Raw genomic sequence first — 20729 nt, forward strand, 5'->3', positions numbered from 1 at the left:
TTCTGGCGATCGGCGTCGACAAGCTACGAATGAATCCGCTGGCGCGCTTTCTGGCGCTGGCCGGCTTTGCCGTGGCCTTGGCAAGCTGCCAGATGTTCACGCCTCCGGAAGTCCAGGAGTCCGGCTTCCAGCCGTCCGACAGGCCGATCACGGTCGACAATGTCGGCGCAAACAACAAGCTCGCGGAACTCGCCAAGGCGCAGCATCCGCGCATCCTGGCCACCTACGGCGGTGAGTATTCCGATCCCAAGCTCGAGCGAATGGTTGCCAAGGTGGTCGGCAATCTGACCGTGGTGTCGGCGAACCCGACCCAGACCTATCGCATCACCATCCTGAATTCGCCCAACGTCAACGCCTTCGCGCTGCCGGGCGGCTATCTCTACATCACGCGCGGCCTTTTGGCGCTCGCCAACGATTCGTCCGAACTCGCCGCCGTCATCGCGCATGAGATGGGCCACGTCACCGCCAATCACGGCCTGCAGCGTCAGCAGCTGGAGGCCGAGGAAGGTCTGGCGACCAAGGTGGTCTCGGATGTGCTTGGCGACAGCCCGACCGCCAAGGCGGCGCTCATCCGCGGCAAGCTTCGACTGGCGCAGTTCTCGCGTAACCAGGAACTGGAGGCCGACGCCATCGGCATCAAGTCGATCGGCGAAGCCGGCTACGATCCCTATGCCGCCGGCCGCTTCCTGCAGTCGATGTCGGCCTATACCGATTTCCGTTCGATCAGCGGCGCCACCGATGCCAGCCTCGACTTCCTGGCCACCCACCCCAACACGCCGCAGCGCATCGACCTGGCGCAGCGCCATGCCCGCCAGTTCGGCGCGCCCGGCGTCGGCACGCGCGACCGCGATTCCTTCCTCGCCGGCATAGACGGCCTGCTCTATGGGGACACGCCGGAAGAAGGCTATGTGCGCGGCGAGACCTTCCTGCATCCAGGCCTCGGCGTGTCGTTCACGGTGCCGGACGGTTTCATCATCGACAATTCGGCGGCGGCGGTGACAGCGACCGGGCCGGGGGACATAGCGATCCGTTTCGACGGTGTTTCGATCGACAAGAACCGCGCCCTGACCGACTACATCAGAAGCGGCTGGGTGGCCGGTCTCGACGACAGCACCGTCAAGCAGGAAACCATCAACGGCAATGAGGCCGCGACCGCGCATGCCAGCGCGGAAGGCTGGCAGTTCGACATCGCGGTGATCCGCGCCGGCGGCCAGGTCTACCGGCTGCTCACGGCGGCACCGTCGGCCAGCACCTCGCTGGAAACGGTGGCGCGCTCGGTCAGCGGGTCGTTCCGTATCCTCAGTCCTGCTGAAAAGGCGGCCTTGAAGCCGCTACATATCCGCGTGCTCACCGTGCAGCCGGGCCAGACCATGGGCTCGCTCGCCGCGCAGATGGTCGGCGTCGATCGTAAGCTCGACCTGTTCCGTGTGCTCAATGCGCTGTCTCCGGGGGCCGCGGTTTCGGCCGGCGACAAGGTCAAGATCGTCACCGACAAGTAAGTCGGTATCGGCGTTCAGGCGGCTGCGGAATAGTCAGTTTCGACACTGCCTGTGCGGCCATGGCGTCGCTGTCGTCAGCCGGCACTGTTGCCACCGCCGGTGCTGTGGTCAGAGTGGTCGCCGCCATTGCCGCCACGCCAGGGCGCTGGTCCGGTTTCGCCTGGCACTATCGGGGCCTTTGGCTTGCCGATCTTCGGCGGCGGCGCTTTTGGCACAGGTGTACGGATCACCTTTATCTTCGTGATGATTTTCGTCACCACCTTGGGCGTGCATGCCGCGACCGTCAGCGTGCTTGGCCTGGGCGAAAGACCGAGAATGCCCATCGAATAAGCCTCTTGCCGTTCAATGCCAGCCTTGAGGAAAGCCAAGGCACGGGCCGGATCGGCGGGCACGCCATTGCGGCCGTCTTTGAAGATCATCGCAAGATCATTCATGGCGCTGATATGCCCCATCGCTGCTGCCGTGAGCATGAGGTCAAGCCCTTTGCCGGTATCGCGCTGCACGCCAACGCCATTGAACAGGGCGCGGCCCCACGCGCTCATGGCGTAGGGGTCGCCCCTGTCGGATGCCTGCGAATAGAGACCATTCGCTTGCGTGGCATCCACCGGCGTGCCTATTCCCGAGGAGGCGAGGTAGCCGAGTTCGTAGACGGCGCGGACGTGTCCCTTGTCGGACGCTTCGTGGATGGCCTTCCTGGCCTCGTCGATGTTGCCGGCGGCCAGCAGCGCCCGCCCGAGCTCGTAACGGAAGCGGGCGACATCGGGATAGGCTTTCACGGCCGCCTCGCAGGCTTCGACCGCGCCGTCTGCGATCTCGTTCGATAACCGGCCGGGGACGACGCCTTGCAGGTCGAGCGGCTCGCCGGCGGCCTGGTCGCAGGGGTCGACGCTCGGCGACAGCTTCATCGTCGCCCGTTTCGACGCGTCGCCGGCGCGGATCTGAAAGTCAATCTCGACGGGAGCCGTCGAGCCGATCTGCGGCTCGTAGCGCAACTGGTCGACTTCAGCGGCTATCAGGCTCGACTGCGGCGACAGGACGCGATCCGGCAGGGACAGCGTTCCAACTGTCGGATAGCTGGCGAGTTTGATCGAAACATCCTTGGCCGGAAAATCCAGCTTCAGCGCAACCGGTCCGACGCCGATCGGGACGCTGATGTCGCGATTTTCGATAGCTTCGGCGGCTGCGGCGGCCTGGGTTCCGCGCTCCGCCACCTGCTGGTTTTGCTGGGCGTCGGGCGCCGGCAGCGCCGGTTGCTCCGCCGCGCGCATCAGCACGACATCGTCGATCAGCGAGGAATTCTCCCACGGAACCTGCCTGCCATTGGTCGCCTTGACCACATCGCGGCGCACGGCGGCCATGACGGCGCGGATTTCCTGGTTCGCCGCCAGCGCGCGGCGGGAAAAGGCCGATGAGAAGGGGCTGAGATCGCCGGACCCGTCATAAGCGACAGCGCCGGGCTCGGTGGCAAAGGCAATCAGCTCATTCTGCGAGCCTGTTACCTGCGCGAGCCCGGTGCCGCCGGAGACGATCAATTGGTCGCGCAGCCAGTAGTCCTTGCGCGGAAACGGATCGTTGCGGCAGGCATCGAGGATGATCATCTGGATTTTCGACTTCGCGCGCAATTGCTGCAGCACGTCGTTAAGCCTGATTGTCTGGACCTCCATGTCGGCCGCATCCTTCAACGACGCGTCGACCGGGATCAGAAAATTCTCGCCGCCGATCTGAAAGCCGTGGCCGGAATAATAGACGACGGCGAGATCGGCGCCGTCGGCGGCGGCCAGATAGTTGCGGAACTTCTCTTCGAATTGGAGCTTGGTCACGTCCTTGGCGACGAACACGTCGAAGCCAGCCTGCCGGAACGTGTTCGAAACGTCCTCAGCGTCCTTGTCCGGATTCTTGAGCGTCGGGATTTCACGGTACTGCGAATTGCCGATCACGAGCGCAACCCTTCGATCGGCGCGAGCCTCGAACGCCGAGAGGCTCATGAGGATCAAGGCAGCGAGGAACGCGTAGCGTTTCAGCATGGCAAAACCCACCTTCGTTCTGGTCCGGTAGCCTAGAGAGGCTTTTTGCCATGCCTGGATCTGTTAGAGAAATCACAATTCGCAGGTTTAAAAAGAATAGAATCCCCCACGCTGGTAACATATGTTATTTAAGATAAATCCTATATTTTAAATCTCGAATCTCTGTATTAGAGCGGTTCGCATTTAGGTTGACTTGTATCCGGCGCTTTCGATGTAGTTGTTACATTCATTTGAGGTGACGACGTCGAGGGTGCTGGCGATGGCGCTGTGTACGGCCTGGATGCTTCGCTTGGCGGCACGTCGCATGCAGTGCTTGAGCTTGGCGAAGAGCTTCTCGATTGGATTGAGATCTGGACTGTAAGGCGGCAGGAAGAAGAGCCGCGCACCGGCGGCCCTGACGATGTCGCGGACGGCTTGGCCCTTGTGAGATCCGAGATTGTCGAGAATGACGATGTCACCCGGCTTCAGGGTCTTGATGAGTTCGGTTTCGACATAGACACGGAAGGCCTGCGCATTGATGGGTCCGTCAATGACCCAAGGCGCCTCTACCCGATCATGCCGCAGTGCGGCGATGAAGGTCATCGTCTTCCAATGACCATATGGCGCGTGAGCCATCAGCCGCTTGCCGCGCACACCCCAGCCGCGCAACGGCGCCATGTTGGTCTTGACCCACGTTTCATCCAGGAAGACCAGGCGCGTTGGGTCAATGCGGGTCTGATAGCGCATCCATTGCGTCCGCCGACGCATCAGCTTTGGCTTGAGTTGCTCAGCCGGCAGAACGGTTTTTTTTAAAACTCTTGCCCTCGCGATGCAGGAAGCGACCGACGCTGGCAGGGTGGATGATGAGACCCCGGTCAGCCAGTGCGGCCGTCAATTCATGAAGCGTTATGTTGGCATCCCGCTCGACCTCGCTCAGGACGAAGGCACGATGCTCCCCGTCAATCAGATAGGGTCGATGACCGCCCATCTTGCCGGGTGCCGCACTGCCCAGCCGACGCTTGCGCGCCGCCCACTTGATCACGCTCGAAACTGCCACCTTCAGTGCCGCGGCCACCTCTCGGCTCGTCTCGCCTTCTTCAAGGCGAGCCAACGCCCGTTCCCGCAAATCCATCGAATAAGGCTTGGCCATCTGTCCCGACCTCCAACGGTCAGAACATCGAATCTGATTTGCTCAGTCTTGGGAATCCCGATTCAGACAAAACGCGAACCGCTCTAGCGTCAAGCGGCTGTCGCCAGAAATTCCGGGTTCTGTTTCACCAGCGCGACCTTGAGCTTTTCCATGGCGCGCGCCTCGATCTGGCGGACGCGTTCCTTGGAAATGCCCAGCGTTTCGCCGAGGGCTTCGAGCGTGGCGCCCTCGTCGGTAAGCCGACGTTCCTCGATGATGCGAAGCTCCCGGGCATTGAGGGCGGCGAGAGCCGCTTTCAGCCAAAGTGAACGACGCGCGACATCGATCTTGTCGCCGACGATCTCGTCGGGCAGGGGTTCGTCCGAAACCAGGAAATCCATCCGCTCGGTGGCGCCCGCATCATCGGCAAGCGGCGCATTCAGGGAGGAGTCGGGCGCCGACAGCCGTGAATCCATCATCGCCACATCGGCCTCGGAGACGCCAAGCGCAACCGACACCTCTCGGTAGAGCGTTGTGTTGGAGAGCGGCTCCGCGCCATTCGCCAGCCGGGCACGCAGGCGTCGCAGGTTGAAGAACAGGGCTTTCTGCGCGGAACTCGTTCCGCCGCGCACGATCGACCAGTTGCGCAGGATGTAATCCTGCATCGAGGCGCGGATCCACCATGTCGCATAGGTCGAAAACCGCACTTCGCGCTCGGGCTCGAAGCGGGCGGCGGCTTCCAACAGGCCGACATGGCCTTCCTGGATCAGGTCGCCAAGCGGCAGGCCGTAGTGACGGAATTTGGAGGCCATGGAAATGACCAGCCGCATATGGGCGACGGTGATGCAGTGCAGCGCGTTCTGGTCGTTGTCTTCCTTCCAGAGCAAGGCCAGCCGATGTTCCTCATCGCGTTCGAGGTAGGGAGCCTTCATTGCCGCGCGGACCATGATCCGTCCTGCTGTGTCTTCCATCATGAGGCGCTCCCTGGCTCAGGCGATATAACCGACGTTACGAACTGGCAGGGCACCGGTTGAAATCGCGGCGTCGCGCCCTAGAACAGCCAAAACTGCCATGCGCGAGAAAGGTTCCGCTGGCGCGGGCAGGCGCGTGATGCCGTCCGGGCGATTTCGATGCGGTTGCCGGGAGCTTTCAAACGTTGCGAAAAATCGCTTTTAGAGAATTTGGTTTCTGGACTTCTTTGTTTTTGAAAATTGGTTCCTTATTCTTTCGACCGGCATCTGTCATTTTCCAGTCCTCACAACAAGCCTGACATCAGGCCAAGGACGGGATCACAAAAAAATGAAATGGCTCAAGTCGCTTATCGTCGCCGGAACGCTGCAGGCCCTGGCGGTCACCGCTGGCCACGCCGGCGCCAATCTCGACCAGATCAAGCAGGCCGGCACCTTCAAGGTCGGCACGGAGGGCACCTACGCACCCTTCACCTATCATGACGCTTCCGGCGCGCTGGTCGGCTTCGACGTCGAGATCGCCAAGGCAATCGCCGACAAGCTCGGCGTCAAGGTCGAGTTCCTCGAAGGCAAGTGGGACGGGCTGATCGCCGGTCTCGACGTCAGTCGTTATGACGCCGTCATCAACGAAGTCGGCATCACCGACGCGCGCAAGGCCAAGTACGATTTCTCCGATCCCTACATCGCCTCCAAGGCGGTGCTGATCGTGCGCGGCGACAACGCCGACATCAAGACCTTCGCCGACCTCAAGGGAAAGAAGTCGGCGCAGTCGCTGACCTCGAACTTCGGCAAGCTGGCCGAGACGAACGGCGCCGAGCTGGTCGGCACCGACGGCTTCGACCAGTCGATCCAGCTGCTTTTGACCGGCCGCGCCGACGCCACCATCAATGACAGCCTGTCGTTCCTCGACTTCAAGAAGCACAAGCCCGACGCCAATGTGAAGATCGCCGCGCAAGAGGAAAACGCCGACCATTCCGGCGTCATCGTGCGCAAGGGCGATCCGGAACTGGTCGCCGCCATCAACAAGGCGCTGGCCGACATCAAGGCCGACGGCACCTACAAGAAGATCGCCGACACCTATTCGGCCAGGACGTTTCGAAGTAACTTTTTTGAGTGGGGCCGGCCCCGGTCCCGCAAAGCACTCAGCGGCGAGCGTCTTTTGACGGCTCGCCGCTTTTGTCGTGATATGGCTGACGCATTCGCGCTTCGATGAAGCCACCTCGACCATCCCGGAGGGTCTTTCGTGCCGCACTGGCTGCAACTGATGCTCGAGTCGCTGCCTTCGCTGCTCTGGGCCGCCCTGATCTTCACCGTACCGTTGACGCTGTTGTCCTTCGTCCTTGGCTTGACCGTCGGCCTCGGTGCGGCGCTTGGCCGGCTGTTCGGGCCGAAGCCGCTGGTCATGCTCGTGCGCTTCTATGTCTGGATCTTCCGCGGCACGCCGCTTTTGGTGCAGCTGTTCCTGATCTTCTACGGTCTGCCGTCGGCCGGCATCCTGCTCGACGCCTTCACGGCAGCGTTGATCGGCTTCACGCTCAACATCGGCGCCTACACGTCGGAGATCATCCGCGCGGCCATCGGCTCCGTGCCGAAAGGCCAGTGGGAGGCCGCCTATTCGATCGGCATGACCTGGAGCCAGGCGATGCGGCGCACCATCCTGCCGCAAGCTGGGCGGGTCGCGGTGCCGCCGCTCTCCAACACCTTCATCTCGCTGGTCAAGGACACGTCGCTCGCCGCCGCCATCACCGTGCCGGAAATGTTCCAGGCGGCGCAGCGCATCGTCGCCACCACCTATGAGCCGCTGATCCTCTATGTCGAGGCGGCGATCCTCTATCTGGCGCTGAGTTCGGTGCTGTCGGCCTTGCAGACGCGGCTGGAAACCCGGCTCAACCGCTATGGCGGCTTCCTGGAGGCACGCTCATGATCGGCCTCACCAACATCGAGAAGCGCTTCGGCGACAATCTCGTTCTGAAGGGCGTGACCGTCGTCATTGCCGAAGGCAGCGTCACAGCGCTTGTCGGCCCATCGGGCGGCGGCAAGAGCACGCTGTTGCGCTGCATCAACCTGCTGGAGATCCCGACCTCGGGCACGGTGCGTATCGGCGACGAGACGCTCGCGTTCCGCCCGGGCGTCAAGGTGCCGGCCGCCGACATCAGGCGGCTGCGCCTGCAGACCGGCATGGTGTTCCAGAATTTCCAGCTGTTCCCGCATCGCACCGCGATCGAGAATGTGATGGAGGGACTGGTGACGGTGCTGAAGTGGTCGCCTGAGAGAGCCCGAGAGCGGGCGCTCGCTTTGCTGGAAAAGGTCGGGATGGCGCACAAGGCCGATGCCTGGCCGGCGACGCTGTCAGGCGGCCAGCAGCAGCGCGTGGCGATCGCCCGCGCCTTGGCGCCGTCGCCAAAGGTGCTGCTGTGCGACGAGCCGACTTCGGCGCTCGACCCGGAACTGGCGCAAGAGGTGGTCGATGTGCTTGGCAAGCTCGCCAGCGAAGGCACGACCATGGTGATGGCGACGCATGATCTGCGCCTTGCCTCCAAGATTGCGCAGGAGGCGGTGTTCCTCGATGCCGGCGTCATCGTCGAAAAGGGGCCGTCCGCCGTGCTGTTCGGCAATCCGGAGCGTGAACGGACCAAACGCTTTATCGCGACGCTGAAGCAGGAGGCGGAGAAGGAGGGCGGCGGCCAGGCGTAGGCGCGGCCCTTGCCTTGTCCGAGAAACAAAAAACCCGGCGCGAGGCCGGGTTTTTCGTGAACTTAAAGGCTCAGAACTCAGGCAGCTTCTTCCTGCTCGGCTTCCTCATTGTCGGCCTTGGCGCCACGCTTAGGGCCCTTGTTGAGGTTGACCTCGATCAGGCGCACGGCTTCGGTTTCCGACATGCGGTTGACGGCCGCGATCTCGCGGGCCATGCGGTCGAGTGCCGCTTCGTAGAGCTGACGTTCGGAATAGGACTGCTCCGGCTGGTTGTCGGCGCGATAAAGGTCGCGCACGACTTCCGAGATCGAGATCAGGTCGCCGGAATTGATCTTGGCATCATATTCCTGGGCGCGGCGCGACCACATGGTGCGCTTGACGCGGGCGCGGCCCTGCACAACCTTGAGCGCGCGCTCGACATAATCCTCTTCCGACAGCTTGCGCATGCCGATGGAGGTCGCCTTGGCGACCGGCACCTTCAGGCGCATCTTGTCCTTCTGGAAGTCGATGACGAACAGTTCCAGCTTGTGGCCAGCCACTTCCTGCTCGTCGATCGACACGATCTGGCCGACGCCATGCGCCGGGTAGACAATGTACTCGCCGGTCTTGAAACCATGACGCGCACCAGTGGACTTCTTCTGCGGGGTGATCGTTGCCATTACGCCCTGAACTCCTTGTTGTGGGCCGGCGGCGGTGCCGGCTGAACTCGTGCGACCGGGGAAACCGATCGTTAGCCGCACAACAGATGAACCCACCGGAAAGGCCGGGACCGGCAAACCGCACGAATTGCGACCGCCTGGCCCAGATCGCTCTGGTCCGGAGTGGGATCTTCACCTTTCAGTGATTTGGGGCGTCTGCGCCATAAATCGACGTTGTGTCACCGGCATGTTTGGCTGATGTAACACAAAAAGTCGGAAGAATCAAGGTTTTGCTGCATTCGCGAAGGCCACAACCAATCGCCGCCTGTCAAGGCGGTTAATCCAGCGTGCCTGTTACGCAACGTCATACAAGCCTTTACGGCCGTATTGTCAATCGCCTTCGCCAGGCTCGGCCGAGAAGTATTTCTCGAACTTGCCCGCCTCGCCGTCGAAGGTCTTGGCGTCGGCCGGCGGTTCCTTCTTGGCGGTGATGTTGGGCCATTTGTCGGCATATTCGGTGTTGATCTGCAGCCATTTGTCGAGGCCTGGCTCGGTGTCGGGCTTGATCGCGTCAGCCGGGCATTCGGGCTCGCAGACGCCGCAGTCGATGCACTCGTCGGGATGGATGACGAGCATGTTCTCGCCTTCGTAGAAACAGTCGACCGGACAGACCTCGATGCAGTCCATATATTTGCACTTGATGCAATTGTCGGTCACGACATAGGTCATCGGTCGGCTCCGGGATGTCCCAGCTTAATGGGCCAGTTTTCTTGGGCTTTTTCCGTGAGGTAACGCCTTTGTCCGTCGCTTGCAAGGGTTGCCATGCCCGGCGGCTTCGGCGTTTCCGAAAAGGAATTCCAGACTGCAGGTGCGGCGAGGGCGTGTGACGTCCCGGGAGCATCTTGTTTGGCGGGTTCGGTTCCGTTCGGCGTCCGCCGTTGGCCTGGGATCGCTACCCGCGTTCCGGCCGGTCTCACTCTTCGCCAATCAGGCGGTCGGTCTGCCGGCGTTCTCTCTTGGTCGGGCGGCCGCTGCCGGCCTCGCGCAGCGCTGGAATAGCATCGGGAAGCGCCTCGCCCTTCGGTGTGGGCGGCGGCGACATGTCCTCATAGAGGGTGCGGGCTTCCTCCGCCGGGCCGCGCCTGACACCGGCGCCGAGCACCTTCCAGACGAAAATGCGCCGGTCGAGCGTGATGGTCAGCACGTCGCCCGGCTTGACCTGATCGGAGGCCTGCGCTGCTTTGTCGCGATTGATGCGCACGCGTCCGGCGACGACCAGCTTCGCCGCCAGCGAGCGCGATTTCACGGCGCGCGAGAAGAACAGCCATTTGTCGATGCGCTGGCGGCCTTCGGCAACCATCGAACCCTACCGAGCCTACTTCTTCAGCTGGTCGCGCAAGGCGGCGAGCTTGGCGAAGGGCGAGTCCGGATCGAAGCGCACCGGACGTTCCTCGCGCGGCTTCGGCTGGAAGGCCGGCTTTGCGCCGCCCTTGCCGCGATCGGGACCGCCCTTGCCCTCGGGCCGGCCACCCTTCCAGTCGGGACGGCCTTCGCGGCGGTCGGGACGCTCGCCTTGCGGGCGGGCATCGCGCCGCTGTTCGCCTTCGGCTTGCGGCTTGGGCTTGAACTTCGAACGGTCGAAGCGCGGCTTGCCGGCGCCGTCGCGCCGCCCTTCCTGGGCGGGACGGTCTCCAGGTGCGGCTACTGCCTGCGCGCCGGCGGCGTCGGCCGGTGCATTGTTCGGCCGCGCGCTTGTCCGTTGCGCTGGCGGTTGTTGCGGCCTTCGTGATGACGGGGGCGCTGTTCGAACCGGCCCTGGCGCCACAGCAGGATCGGCTTGGGCGCTTCGGCCACTTCACCCTCCCCCTCGTGGGGAGGGTCGGCGCGCAGCGCCGGGGTGGGGGGAGCGGCGGTACCGTCAGCACTGCCGGCATCAACTGCCGCGTTGGTTTCGGCAGCACTGCTTGCGTCGTCAGCGCCATCACCCCCACCCGCGTCGCTTCGCGCCGCGACCTCCCCCATCGAGGGGGAGGTAAGGGCAGCGTCGACGCTTTCGGCGACGGTGACGTCAGCGATGGTTTCCGCCACGGGCTCGGGAGCAGGTTCAGCAGCGGCTTCGGCGACAGGCTCCGTTGCAGGCTCTTCGGTGGCCAGGGCCGGAGTGTCCGATTGCTCTTCCGTGACAGGCTCAGCCGCCGTCTCCGCGATGACCGCGGCGGGGACTTCGACGGCGGCCTCGGCAGCAGCCGGTTCCGAACCCTCAACTGCCGCCTCCGCAGCCGCATCCGAAGCGGCGGCTTCCGCCGCCTTGGCCTGCTCGGCGCGCGCAGCTTCGTCCGCCGCAAGCTTGGCTGCGGCGGCTTCCCGCGCGGCATTGTCCTGCGCTTCCAGCCGTGCCTTGACCTCGGACGCCGGCTTCGGCTCGGCGCGGTAGCCCAGGCCTTTCAAGATTTCTTCCATGTCGTCGGCGGTGGCGCCGAGGATCGACATCATCGGCGGCGTCACCATGAAGGACTGGCCGTCATAAGCGCCGTCCGGACGCTGGCCGAGGCCAGGCTTCCAGTTGGTCGCCGGACGGATGAGATCCGCCAGCCGCTCCAGAATGTCGATGCGCACGGCGCGGCGGCCGAGATTGCGGTAGCCGGCAAGCTTGTAGAAGGCCTTGTCGAAGGCTGGATCGATGACCACGGAGGTGCGGCCCGACGCCAGCGCATGGACCACGTCGCCGAAGCCAGGCTTGTCCTTGCCGTCGTTCTTCAGCGCCCACAGCAAGGTCACCAGCCCGGCAGGGGCCGGCTTGATCAGCGCCGGCACGAAGACGTGATAGGCGCCGAAGCGCACGCCAAGCCGGCGCAGTGCCGCGCGGCCTTCCTGGTCGAGCGACTTCATCTCTTCGGCGATGTCGCGGCGGTTGATGAGGCCGAAATTCTCGACCAGTTGGAAAGCGATGCCACGGCCGATGCCGGAAATCTGGTCGGCGTTTTTCAGGTCGACCAGCGGCCTCAGCAGCGACTCGATCTGGAAATTGACGAAGCGTTCGGCGCGCGCGGCGACCTTGTCGCGCGCCGGGCCGGTCAGCTGTTCGTCGGCCAGCAGAACCAGACGCGGCTTCAGCGCGTCCTCGCCGGAAACCAGCGTCCCGATCGGTGCGCCGATCCAGCGCAGCGTGCCGTCCGAGCCGAGCGCCAAGTCGCCATTGGCGCAGGCGCCAAAACGTTCGGCACGCGCCTCGAATTCGGCGGCCAGCGCCTTTTGCGCGGCCGTTCGCACGGCCTTGGCGTCTTCGCCGCCGGCGGTCTGATCGGCGGTGAAGCGGAACCCTTGCAACTCACCGACATGATGGCCTTCGACAAGGACGGTTCCGGTAGGACTAATTTCGGCTTCAGGCATGGTATTTTCTCTAAGGCGCCGCATGAGGACGGAAGTCCTGCGGTCTACGAAGCGTTTCGTCAACCGCTCATGCAGCGCATCCGACAATCTGTCTTCGATTTCGCGCGTCTTTTCCTGCCAGTGTGCCTGATCGGCCAGCCAGCCGGGCCGGTTCGACACGAATGTCCAGGTGCGGATCTGGGCGATGCGGTGCGACAGCGTGTCGATGTCGCCCTCGGTGGTGTCGGCGCGGCGCACCTGTTCGGCCATATAGTTTTCGTCGACATGGCCGTGGCGGGCGAGGTCCATGTAGATCGAGGCGATGAGGTCGGCGTGCTGGGCCGGCGCGATCTTCCTGTAGTCGGGGAGAGCGCAGGCTTCCCACAGCAGCGCCACGCGCGTGGCATCGGTGGCAAGCGCGCGGATATCGCCGTCGCGGGAGAGATATTCGAGCGCCTGTGCGTCGACCGCCGGCAGCGCGCGCGTCAGGCCCTCGACCGGCGCGTTGGTCTCGATCGAGCGCTTCAGCGCATCGAGGCTGGCGAAGTCGAAATGCGCGGTGCGCCACTGCAGCACCTTCACCGGCTCGAAATCATGGCTCTCGATCTTCTTGACCAGATCCTCGTCAAGCGGGTCGACCTGGCCGGTGACGCCAAAGGTGCCGTCGCGCAGATGCCGGCCAGCGCGGCCGGCGATCTGGCCAAGCTCGGCCGCCGTCAGGTTGCGATACTGGTAGCCGTCGAATTTGCGGTTCTGGGCAAAGGCGACATGGTCGAGATCGAGGTTGAGGCCCATGCCGATGGCGTCGGTGGCGACGAGATAGTCGACATCGCCCGACTGGAACAGAGCCACCTGGGCGTTGCGGGTGCGCGGGGAGAGCGCGCCAAGCACGACGGCGGCGCCACCCTGCTGCCGACGGATCAGCTCGGCGATGGCGTAGACCTCGTCGGCAGAGAAGGCGACGATCGCGGTGCGGCGTGGCAGGCGGGTCAGCTTCTTCGAACCGGCATAGGCCAGATGCGACAGCCGCGGCCGGGTCACGACCGAGACGCCCTTCAGCAGGCGCTGCAGGATGCCGTGCATGGTGGCGGCACCCAGCAGCAGCGTTTCCTGGCGGCCGCGCAGATGCAGGATGCGGTCAGTGAAGATGTGGCCGCGCTCGAGGTCGCCGGCGAGTTGCACCTCGTCGATGGCGACGAAGGCAGCGTCGGTCTCGCGCGGCATGGCCTCGACGGTGCAGACTGAATATTTCGCGCCCGGCGGCTGGATCTTCTCCTCGCCGGTGATCAGCGCCACCTTGTGGGCGCCGACCTTTTCGCAGACGCGGGTGTAGACTTCCCGCGCCAGCAGCCTGAGCGGCAGGCCGATTACACCGGTTTCGTGCGCCACCATGCGCTCGATGGCGAGATGGGTCTTGCCGGTGTTGGTCGGCCCAAGCACGGCGGTCACGTCGCGGCCCGACAGGATCAGCGGCTCGGTGTGTTTGGGCTGGATGTTCATCGGCTCGGAAATATGGGCTTTCTGGCCTCTGGTTGTCGGGAGCGTGCCTCAACTGGCGCGTATGACAGGCGACACATAGGGATTTCGGGCGCGAAGCGAAAGCGGAATGTTCCGGTGGCGGCTCGAAGGCCTCTATGTCCAGCGCTAAATTGGCTGCTGCTTAACTGATGGAACGAGTCTGGAACGAATCAGCGACGAATCGGTGACTCGCCAAGATTCAGCTTTTGTTCACGGCTACATATGGGTTTTGTGACCATGAGTCTCACCACATGCTGAATCGTTGAACTGGCCCGTTTTATGCTAAGCGATCTCTGCCCTTAACCTTTGCCGGGAAACGAGGGCAGCGACCCGGTGTCCACCGCTCAAGATTATGAAATTGTTAATCTTTCTGAACTGGGCGTTAAGCGATTGCAGCGGATTCCGGGCCATTAACGTTAACTTCCGCTCAAAGCCGGAACGAATCGGCGACAAAGCAGCGCCATCGGTATTTTCCCGTTTTGTTCCCTCAATACCTTGTGTTGTGAACAGCTTATCCACCGACAATCCCCAGGCTTGCTCACAGGGTTCGCACAGGCGGCGCTGCCGCCATTAACCTTTGCGTGCCGGATTGGGGCATTGCGCCGCAGCGGCGTCGTTTTGGCTCCAGGGCATCAATTGAAAACGGACCGGTTTCCCGGCCCGTTTGTTACAAGATATGCGCCGCCGTTAGACGTCTCAGGCGAAGTATTGGCCACCATTGGCCGTGATGGTCGAGCCGGTGATGAAGCCGGCGTCTTCGGAAGCGAGGAAGACGACGCAGCGCGCGATCTCTTCCGGCTCGCCGAGGCGGCCGACCGGAATCTGCGGCAGGATGCGCTCGTTGAGCACCTTCTCGTCGATCGCCTTGACCATTTCGGTGGCGATGTAGCCGGGGCAGATGACGTTGACGGTGATGCCCGCGCGGGCACCTTCCTGCGCCAGCGCCTTCGAGAAGCCGATGTCGCCGGCCTTGGCGGCGGAATAATTGACCTGGCCGGCCTGGCCCTTCTGGCCGTTGATCGAGGAGATGGTGACGACGCGGCCGAACTTGCGCTCGCGCATGCCGTTCCACAGCGGATGCGTCATGTTGAAAACGCCGGACAGATTGGTGTCGATGACCTCTTTCCACTGGTCGCGCGTGATCTTGTGGAACATGGCATCGCGGGTGATGCCGGCATTGTTGACCAGCACCGAAACCGGGCCGAGATCGGCCTCGACCTGTTTGATGCCGGCGGCGCAAGCGTCATAGTCGGCGACCGACCATTTGTAGACCGGAATGCCGGTTTCGGCCTTGAACTTCGCCGCCGCCTCGTCGTTGCCGGCATAGTTCGCGGCAACCGAATAGCCGGCGTTCTTCAAAGCGATCGAGATCGCTGCGCCGATGCCGCGCGATCCGCCCGTGACGATTGCAACCTTGGTCATATGTCCTCCCTTTTTTGTCACTGAAGCGAACAGAGAGTAGCGAATAGCGAATAGGGATTTGATATCCCATTGCGCCGACGCTGTTCTTCCCTATTCGCCACTCCCTATTGGCTATTCGCTCAGAGCGCTTCCACGCAGAGCGCAACGCCCATGCCGCCGCCGATGCACAGGGTGGCGAGGCCCTTCTTGGCGCCGCGGCGGCGCATCTCGTAAACCAGCGTGTTGAAGACGCGGGCGCCCGAGGCGCCGATCGGGTGGCCGATGGCGATGGCGCCGCCATTGACGTTGACGATCGAAGGATCCCAGCCCATGCCCTTGTTGACGGCGCAGGCCTGCGCGGCGAAAGCCTCGTTGGCCTCGACCAGGTCGAGATCGCCAACCGACCAGCCGGCCTTTTCCAAAGCCTTGCGCGAGGCGGGAATGGGTCCGGTGCCCATGATCGCCGGATCGACGCCGGCGGTTGCCCAGGACGCGATGCGCGCCAGCGGGGTGATGCCGCGCCTTTTAGCTTCCGCTTCGCTCATCAGCAGTGCGCCGGCCGCACCGTCATTGATGCCGGAAGCGTTGGCGGCGGTCACGGTGCCGTCCTTGTCGAAGGCCGGCTTGAGCTTGGTCATGGCATCCAGCGTCGCGCCATGGCGGATGTATTCGTCCTGGTCGACAATGGTGTCGCCCTTCCTGCCCTTGATGGTGAAGGCGACGATCTCGTCCTTGAACTTGCCGGCCTTCTGCGCGGCCTCGGCCTTGTTCTGCGAGGCCAGCGCGAACTGGTCCTGATCGTCGCGGGTGATCTGGAACTGGCGGGCGACGTTCTCGGCTGTGTTGCCCATGTGGTAGCCATTGAAGGCGTCCCACAGGCCGTCCTTGATCATGGTGTCGATCATCTTGTAGTCGCCCATCTTGACGCCAGCGCGCAAATGTTCGGCGTGCGGCGACAGCGACATCGATTCCTGGCCGCCGGCGATAATCACCTTGGCGTCGCCGGTGGCGATCTGCTGCATGCCGAGTGCGATGGCGCGCAGGCCCGAGCCGCAAACCTGGTTGAGGCCCCAGGCGGTGGTTTCCTTGGGCAGGCCGGCAAGGATCGAGGCCTGGCGGGCGGGGTTCTGGCCTTGAGCGGCGGTCAGCACCTGGCCGAGGATGACCTCGTCGACCTCGGCGGCCTCGACACCGGCGCGCGACAAAAGTTCCTTGATGACGACGGCGCCGAGCTCGTGCGCTGGCGTGGCGGCAAAGGCGCCGTTGAAGGAGCCGACGGCGGTGCGCGCGGCGCTGGCAATGACGATGGCATCGGGCATTTTCTTCTCCAGACTTCAAGGTGTTGTTCTATCGTTGAGGACTTTTCTTGCCCTTTCCCAACCCCAAGTCAAACCGGAAATCGGCATGGCGCCCATGCGCGCCAAGCAGGTCACGCGCCGCAATGCCGGCGGGCTGGCCGCTGCTGCGCAGCATATTTTGCCTGCTATGCAGCATTATATGATCCCGCACTGCACAAACTGCTTGGAATTATGAGGCTTTTGCGCATATCCTCAAAAAGGGCGCAATCGTTACCGGCTGCTTACTCAGGCGTGCCGGTGTCCGGGGAGGATGCAGATGGCCGCAAAAGACGATCCGATCATTATCAAGAAATACGCCAATCGCCGCCTCTATAATACGGGGACGAGCACCTATGTGACGCTCGAGGATCTGGCCGAGATGGTCAAGAAAGGCGAGGAGTTCACCGTCCAGGACGCCAAGACCGGTGACGACATCACGCATCCGGTGCTGACCCAGATCATTTTCGAATTGGAGAACAAGGATGGGCAGAACATGCTGCCGATCCCGTTCCTGCGCCAGCTGATCGCCTTCTATGGCGACCAGATGCAGATGATCGTGCCGAGCTTCCTCGAACAGTCGATGATCGCTTTCTCCAAGGAGCAGGAGCGCTTTCGCGAGCAGATGAAGGGCGCCATCGGCAAGTCGCCGCTGGACGTCATGAAGATTGCGACGCCGATCAAGGCGCTGGAAGAGCAGACGCGCCGCAACATGGAAATGTTCCAGAACGCGATGCGGCTGTTCACGCCGTTCCCGCCAGTTGGCTCCGCGCCAGCCGCGGCTGCGACCGAGCCAGCCAAGAAGGAAGCGCCGGAAAAATCCGACGATCTTCAGGAGCTGAAGAGCCAGATCGCGGCCATGCAGCGCAAACTCGACACGATGTCGTAGGGGCGGCCAGAGCATATACTGACCACCTCGACTTGTTGATGCCTTGCCTTCATGGGTCGATCGGCATCTGCCACAATTCCCAGATATCATCGGCCCGCCCGTCAAGCGAGCGATAGAAAGCCTTGGCCGGCATGTTGGAGTGCAGCACCGTCCACTTGATGGCGGATGCACCAATGCCGACGGCATGGTCGCGGAGCCGTTCCACAAGGGCATGGCCGACCGACATGCCGCGCGCCGTCTCGGCCACGTAGAGTTCCTTCAGCCACACAACCGGCTTCAGGTCGTAGGTCCACGGGATGAGGTAGTGGACGGCGATGCCGACGACCACGCCCTCCAACTCCGCCACGAACACGCCGAACCGGGGCGATGGCCCCAACCCGTGTGTGACGAGGTCTGCCTCGGTGAGGTGGAACTTGTCATCATAGCCCTCGAAGACGGCCAGCGCCCGCATAAGCGCGAGCACCGCGGCGACATCGTGCTGCTCGAACTGCCGAACTGTAATTGCGGCCATCTGCATGCTTTCCCGTGTCTTCAATGTCGACCATATCGCGTAAACGCTTCCGCGCCAGCCAACGATCATGCGTGCAAAACGCCAGGCTCCGTGCCCGAAGCGAAAGGAAGCTCTTCGTCCTGCCAGCCAGTAATGCCACCGATCATGATCTTGACCGGCAGGCCGAGGCTGGCCAGCTTGAAGGCCGCCCGGTCCGCACCATTGCAATGCGGCCCGGCGCAATAGACCACGAACAGCGTGCCTGCCGGCCATTGCGCCATTCGCCCGGCCGAGATATCGCGGTGCGGCAGGTGCAGCGCGCCGGGGACATGGCGGCGTTCATAGGCTTGCGGCGAACCGACCACATGCAGAAGCACAAAGTCCGGCTCTCCGCCGCGCAGTGCTGCTGCAACGTCGGAACAGTCGGTCTCGACGGAAAGCCGGCGCAGGAAATGGTCTCGGGCGATTTCCGGCGCTGCCGCCGGAATGTCTGTCACGTAGCTCATCATGGGTCTCCATCACTGATGGAGCTGGTCTCCATCACTTTTGATGGAGTTGAGGTAGCGCACCGAGCCAGGCAATTGCAGCTGGCAGCTTTGCCATATATCGTCAAGATCATGCCAAATGTGCCTCTTGCCAATCGGCCCCTTGCCAATCCGCCCCTTACCAATCCACTGGTCGTTGCCATTGCCTATGACGGGCTGTGCACGTTCGAGTTCGGCGTGGCGGCGGAGATGTTCGCCTTGCCCAGGCCGGAGATGGGCGCGGATTGGTACCGTTTTGCCGTCGCCGGCATAGACGCCGGTGAAATGCGCGCGATGGGCGGCGTGCGTATCGTCGCCGATGGTGGGCCTGATCTGATCGGCGAGGCCGGCACGGTGATCGTGCCGGGATGGCGCGGTGTGGATTGTCCGGTGCCGCCCTTGCTGATCGAGGCGCTTCGCAAGGCCAATGAGCGGGGCGCGCGCATCCTGTCCATCTGCTCGGGCGTGTTCGTGCTTGCCGCGGCCGGCCTGCTGTCAGGCAAGAAGGCAACCACGCATTGGCGCTACAGCGAAAGACTGAGGGAGATGTATCCCGACATCACCGTGGTTCCTGACGTCTTGTACATCGATGAGGGAAATGTGCTGACATCGGCCGGCAGCGCGGCCGGCATCGATCTGTGCCTGCACTTGGTCCGGCGCGATTTCGGCACCAAGGCGGCCAACATGGTGGCGCGCCGCCTGGTCGTGCCGCCGCATCGGGATGGCGGCCAGGCGCAGTATGTCGAGAGTTCCGTTCCCGAGCCGCACGAACGCAGCCGGCTTGGACCGTTGATCGACAGAATGCGTGCTGACATTTCCTCGGACTATCCCGTCGCTACCCTGGCCAATCTGGCCGGGATGAGCGAGCGGACATTCCTGCGCCGGTTCGCGGCCGCTACCGGCGTCACGCCGGCGCGCTGGCTGCTTTCGGAACGGCTTTCGCGGGCACGCACGCTGCTGGAAGACACGAGCCTGCCGATTGAGCGGATTGCCGAGACCGCCGGGTTTGGCGCGGCAGGCACGTTGCGGCATCACTTCCGTCGGCAATTCGCCACGACGCCCGCCGCGTACCGGGCGCGGTTCGGGACCAATGCTCCGCCTGACGACATCACGCGCAGTCAGGGCAGCAATCCCTCATAGCGGCCGCGCGGCCGGATGATGCTGCCGCTGACGATCTGTTCGACCATATGCGCGGCCCAGCCGACGCTGCGTCCCAGCGCGAACAAATGGAACGGCGCATCGCGCGGCAGACCGAGGCCGCGCGTCAGCACGGCCAGGGCAAAATCGATGTTCGGCCGGGCGCCGGTCGCGGCAATGGCGGCGGTCTCCAGCGACCGCAAGGTCTCGTCCGGGTTGCCGATGGCCGCCAGAAGCGCCGTGGCTCGAGGATCGCCTTCGGGATAGAGCTGGTGACCGAAGCCCGGCAAAGGCCGGTCATGGCCGAGCCAGCGCCGGATCGTAGCATCGGCGCCGTGCTGCGCTGCATCCTCCGCGAGTTGCATCACCGCTTCGCCGGCGCCGCCGTGGCGCGGGCCGGAGAGTGTCGCCAGGCCGGCCAGCAGGCAAGCGGCGGGCGAGGCTCCAGTCGAGGCCGCGACGCGGACGGCGAAGGTCGATGCGTTGAGTTCGTGATCGGCGAGCAGCACGAGGGCGCGCCGGATCGCCTCCGCGCCGTCCTCATCGACCGACCAGCCCTGCGCCAATCGCCGATGGACGGGATCAGGCCCGGCCGAGGCACCAAGAGCGCCGGCCAGCACACCGATTGCGCGCGCGGCGTCGGCGCATAGCGAGGCGGCGCTGCGACCAAGCGAAGGCCGGCCCTGGCCGGCCAGCAAGGCAAGTTGCGCAAAGGCCGGGGCGCGGCCGAACTGGTGAGGCCGATCTGGCGACGCCGCTTCGAAACGGACCGGTTCAGGCAGGCCCCAAATCACGGCGGCGGTTTCTTCCAGCGTGGCATGGCCGGACAGCGCAGCGGCGTCCCGGCCGCGATAGATGAGTTGGCCGTGCCAAACGGTCGAGACCACCGTAACGATCGACGGCTCGCCCCAGGCGATGGCGCTTTCGGCGATGGCCGAAGGGCTGCGTCCGCGCGCCCTGCGCGTTGCCAGTGTGGCGATATCGTCGGCGCGATATTCGCTGCGGCGCGGATCGGCCCGGTCCGGCCGCATGCCGATGCGGCCGCGGCTGACATAGGCATAGAGCGTCTGCGGCCGCACCTTGAGCCTCTCCAGCGCCTCTTCCCGCGACAGCCATTCCGACATTTTCGGCTCTGA

At 63.7% G+C, this 20729-nt stretch carries 19 protein-coding genes and 1 pseudogene; 7 read left to right on the forward strand and 13 right to left on the reverse strand.

Annotated features, from left to right (window positions below; genetic code table 11):
* The first annotated feature begins 29 nt into the window (after positions 1–29).
* Entirely contained in the window at positions 30–1499 is a 1470-nt protein-coding gene (locus AC0V8S_RS07540; RefSeq protein ID WP_475437312.1) for a M48 family metalloprotease, read from the forward strand.
* Between the two features lie 74 nt (positions 1500–1573).
* Here the strand turns inward: AC0V8S_RS07540 and AC0V8S_RS07545 are convergent, their stop codons facing one another.
* The 3 genes from AC0V8S_RS07545 to AC0V8S_RS07555 form a co-directional block, all read right to left on the reverse strand.
* Positions 1574–3523, reverse strand: coding sequence for a caspase family protein (locus tag AC0V8S_RS07545; RefSeq protein WP_475437313.1), 1950 nt, complete (start codon positions 3521–3523; stop codon positions 1574–1576).
* Between the two features lie 183 nt (positions 3524–3706).
* Positions 3707–4652 (reverse strand): IS630 family transposase gene (locus AC0V8S_RS07550; RefSeq protein WP_183458765.1). Its coding sequence is split into 2 segments (ribosomal slippage): positions 3707–4312 and positions 4314–4652, totalling 945 coding nucleotides; the frame shifts between segments, so codons are not numbered across the junction.
* 89 nt (positions 4653–4741) lie between these two features.
* Positions 4742–5605: an RNA polymerase factor sigma-32 gene (locus tag AC0V8S_RS07555; protein WP_095201179.1), complete on the reverse strand. Its 864-nt coding sequence runs from the start codon at positions 5603–5605 to the stop codon at positions 4742–4744.
* A gap of 325 nt (positions 5606–5930) precedes the next feature.
* Here AC0V8S_RS07555 and AC0V8S_RS07560 point away from each other — a divergent pair.
* The 3 genes and pseudogenes from AC0V8S_RS07560 (at position 5931) to AC0V8S_RS07570 (ending at position 8293) form a co-directional block, all read left to right on the forward strand.
* Positions 5931–6703 (forward strand): annotated as a pseudogene (locus AC0V8S_RS07560) (amino acid ABC transporter substrate-binding protein).
* A 139-nt stretch (positions 6704–6842) separates the two neighbouring features.
* The gene (locus tag AC0V8S_RS07565) at positions 6843–7523 is read left to right on the forward strand and encodes an amino acid ABC transporter permease (protein ID WP_095201181.1); all 681 of its coding nucleotides are present in this window, start codon (positions 6843–6845) and stop codon (positions 7521–7523) included.
* Positions 7520–8293 (forward strand): amino acid ABC transporter ATP-binding protein, encoded by a 774-nt coding sequence (locus AC0V8S_RS07570; protein WP_475437314.1) that lies wholly within the window; start codon positions 7520–7522, stop codon positions 8291–8293. Before AC0V8S_RS07565 ends, AC0V8S_RS07570 begins: the two co-directional genes overlap by 4 nt.
* 77 nt (positions 8294–8370) lie before the next feature.
* On the opposite strand, the gene AC0V8S_RS07575 is transcribed toward AC0V8S_RS07570, so the two are convergent.
* From AC0V8S_RS07575 to AC0V8S_RS07605, 7 genes are all read right to left on the reverse strand, one after another.
* Complete coding sequence (locus tag AC0V8S_RS07575; protein ID WP_010911999.1) at positions 8371–8952, reverse strand: CarD family transcriptional regulator; 582 nt, start codon at positions 8950–8952, stop codon at positions 8371–8373.
* 369 nt (positions 8953–9321) lie between these two features.
* Positions 9322–9660, reverse strand: a complete 339-nt coding sequence (gene fdxA / locus AC0V8S_RS07580) for a ferredoxin FdxA (protein WP_095201183.1) — start codon at positions 9658–9660, stop codon at positions 9322–9324.
* 244 nt (positions 9661–9904) lie between these two features.
* A complete protein-coding gene (locus AC0V8S_RS07585) occupies positions 9905–10291 on the reverse strand; it encodes an RNA-binding S4 domain-containing protein (RefSeq protein ID WP_183463888.1) in 387 nt (128 codons plus the stop codon).
* Between the two features lie 341 nt (positions 10292–10632).
* Positions 10633–13800, reverse strand: a complete 3168-nt coding sequence (locus tag AC0V8S_RS07590) for a helicase-related protein (RefSeq protein ID WP_475437315.1) — start codon at positions 13798–13800, stop codon at positions 10633–10635.
* Between the two features lie 300 nt (positions 13801–14100).
* On the reverse strand, positions 14101–14337 hold the full coding sequence (locus AC0V8S_RS07595) for a hypothetical protein (RefSeq protein WP_475437316.1): 237 nt from the start codon (positions 14335–14337) through the stop codon (positions 14101–14103).
* Between the two features lie 177 nt (positions 14338–14514).
* Positions 14515–15240, reverse strand: coding sequence for an acetoacetyl-CoA reductase (gene phbB, locus AC0V8S_RS07600; RefSeq protein WP_475437317.1), 726 nt, complete (start codon positions 15238–15240; stop codon positions 14515–14517).
* 119 nt (positions 15241–15359) lie between these two features.
* Complete coding sequence (locus tag AC0V8S_RS07605) at positions 15360–16538, reverse strand: acetyl-CoA C-acetyltransferase (protein WP_475437318.1); 1179 nt, start codon at positions 16536–16538, stop codon at positions 15360–15362.
* Here AC0V8S_RS07605 and AC0V8S_RS07610 point away from each other — a divergent pair.
* Both AC0V8S_RS07610 and phaR read left to right on the forward strand, forming a co-directional pair.
* On the forward strand, positions 16525–16752 hold the full coding sequence (locus AC0V8S_RS07610) for a hypothetical protein (protein ID WP_475437319.1): 228 nt from the start codon (positions 16525–16527) through the stop codon (positions 16750–16752). The two genes, AC0V8S_RS07605 and AC0V8S_RS07610, sit on opposite strands and share 14 nt — an antisense overlap.
* 81 nt (positions 16753–16833) lie before the next feature.
* Positions 16834–17442, forward strand: a complete 609-nt coding sequence (gene phaR / locus AC0V8S_RS07615; protein ID WP_475437320.1) for a polyhydroxyalkanoate synthesis repressor PhaR — start codon at positions 16834–16836, stop codon at positions 17440–17442.
* A 49-nt stretch (positions 17443–17491) separates the two neighbouring features.
* Here phaR and AC0V8S_RS07620 read toward each other — a convergent pair whose 3' ends face one another.
* Positions 17492–17953 (reverse strand): N-acetyltransferase family protein, encoded by a 462-nt coding sequence (locus AC0V8S_RS07620; RefSeq protein ID WP_475437321.1) that lies wholly within the window; start codon positions 17951–17953, stop codon positions 17492–17494.
* Positions 17954–18018: 65 nt separating this feature from the next.
* The gene (locus AC0V8S_RS07625; protein ID WP_475437322.1) at positions 18019–18441 is read right to left on the reverse strand and encodes a rhodanese-like domain-containing protein; all 423 of its coding nucleotides are present in this window, start codon (positions 18439–18441) and stop codon (positions 18019–18021) included.
* Positions 18442–18549: 108 nt separating this feature from the next.
* Here AC0V8S_RS07625 and ftrA point away from each other — a divergent pair, with 108 nt between their 5' ends.
* Complete coding sequence (ftrA, locus tag AC0V8S_RS07630) at positions 18550–19596, forward strand: transcriptional regulator FtrA (RefSeq protein WP_475437323.1); 1047 nt, start codon at positions 18550–18552, stop codon at positions 19594–19596.
* On the opposite strand, the gene AC0V8S_RS07635 is transcribed toward ftrA, so the two are convergent.
* On the reverse strand, positions 19575–20717 hold the full coding sequence (locus tag AC0V8S_RS07635; RefSeq protein ID WP_475437324.1) for a citrate/2-methylcitrate synthase: 1143 nt from the start codon (positions 20715–20717) through the stop codon (positions 19575–19577). The two genes, ftrA and AC0V8S_RS07635, sit on opposite strands and share 22 nt — an antisense overlap.
* Positions 20718–20729 lie beyond the last annotated feature (12 nt).

The organism is Mesorhizobium oxytropidicola, from assembly GCF_056174625.1.

Bases quoted from the DNA above. Each gene is read 5' to 3' on its own strand.
- AC0V8S_RS07540 (WP_475437312.1), top strand. From the start codon at position 30: ATGAATCCGCTGGCGCGCTTTCTGGCGCTGGCCGGCTTTGCCGTGGCC.
- AC0V8S_RS07545 (WP_475437313.1), bottom strand. From the start codon at position 3,523: ATGCTGAAACGCTACGCGTTCCTCGCTGCCTTGATCCTCATGAGCCTC.
- AC0V8S_RS07555 (WP_095201179.1), bottom strand. From the start codon at position 5,605: ATGATGGAAGACACAGCAGGACGGATCATGGTCCGCGCGGCAATGAAG.
- AC0V8S_RS07570 (WP_475437314.1), top strand. From the start codon at position 7,520: ATGATCGGCCTCACCAACATCGAGAAGCGCTTCGGCGACAATCTCGTT.
- AC0V8S_RS07575 (WP_010911999.1), bottom strand. From the start codon at position 8,952: ATGGCAACGATCACCCCGCAGAAGAAGTCCACTGGTGCGCGTCATGGT.
- fdxA (WP_095201183.1), bottom strand. From the start codon at position 9,660: ATGACCTATGTCGTGACCGACAATTGCATCAAGTGCAAATATATGGAC.
- AC0V8S_RS07585 (WP_183463888.1), bottom strand. From the start codon at position 10,291: ATGGTTGCCGAAGGCCGCCAGCGCATCGACAAATGGCTGTTCTTCTCG.
- AC0V8S_RS07590 (WP_475437315.1), bottom strand. From the start codon at position 13,800: ATGAACATCCAGCCCAAACACACCGAGCCGCTGATCCTGTCGGGCCGC.
- phbB (WP_475437317.1), bottom strand. From the start codon at position 15,240: ATGACCAAGGTTGCAATCGTCACGGGCGGATCGCGCGGCATCGGCGCA.
- AC0V8S_RS07610 (WP_475437319.1), top strand. From the start codon at position 16,525: ATGGCATCGGGCATTTTCTTCTCCAGACTTCAAGGTGTTGTTCTATCG.
- AC0V8S_RS07605 (WP_475437318.1), bottom strand. From the start codon at position 16,538: ATGCCCGATGCCATCGTCATTGCCAGCGCCGCGCGCACCGCCGTCGGC.
- phaR (WP_475437320.1), top strand. From the start codon at position 16,834: ATGGCCGCAAAAGACGATCCGATCATTATCAAGAAATACGCCAATCGC.
- AC0V8S_RS07620 (WP_475437321.1), bottom strand. From the start codon at position 17,953: ATGGCCGCAATTACAGTTCGGCAGTTCGAGCAGCACGATGTCGCCGCG.
- AC0V8S_RS07625 (WP_475437322.1), bottom strand. From the start codon at position 18,441: ATGATGAGCTACGTGACAGACATTCCGGCGGCAGCGCCGGAAATCGCC.
- ftrA (WP_475437323.1), top strand. From the start codon at position 18,550: ATGCCAAATGTGCCTCTTGCCAATCGGCCCCTTGCCAATCCGCCCCTT.
- AC0V8S_RS07635 (WP_475437324.1), bottom strand. From the start codon at position 20,717: ATGTCGGAATGGCTGTCGCGGGAAGAGGCGCTGGAGAGGCTCAAGGTG.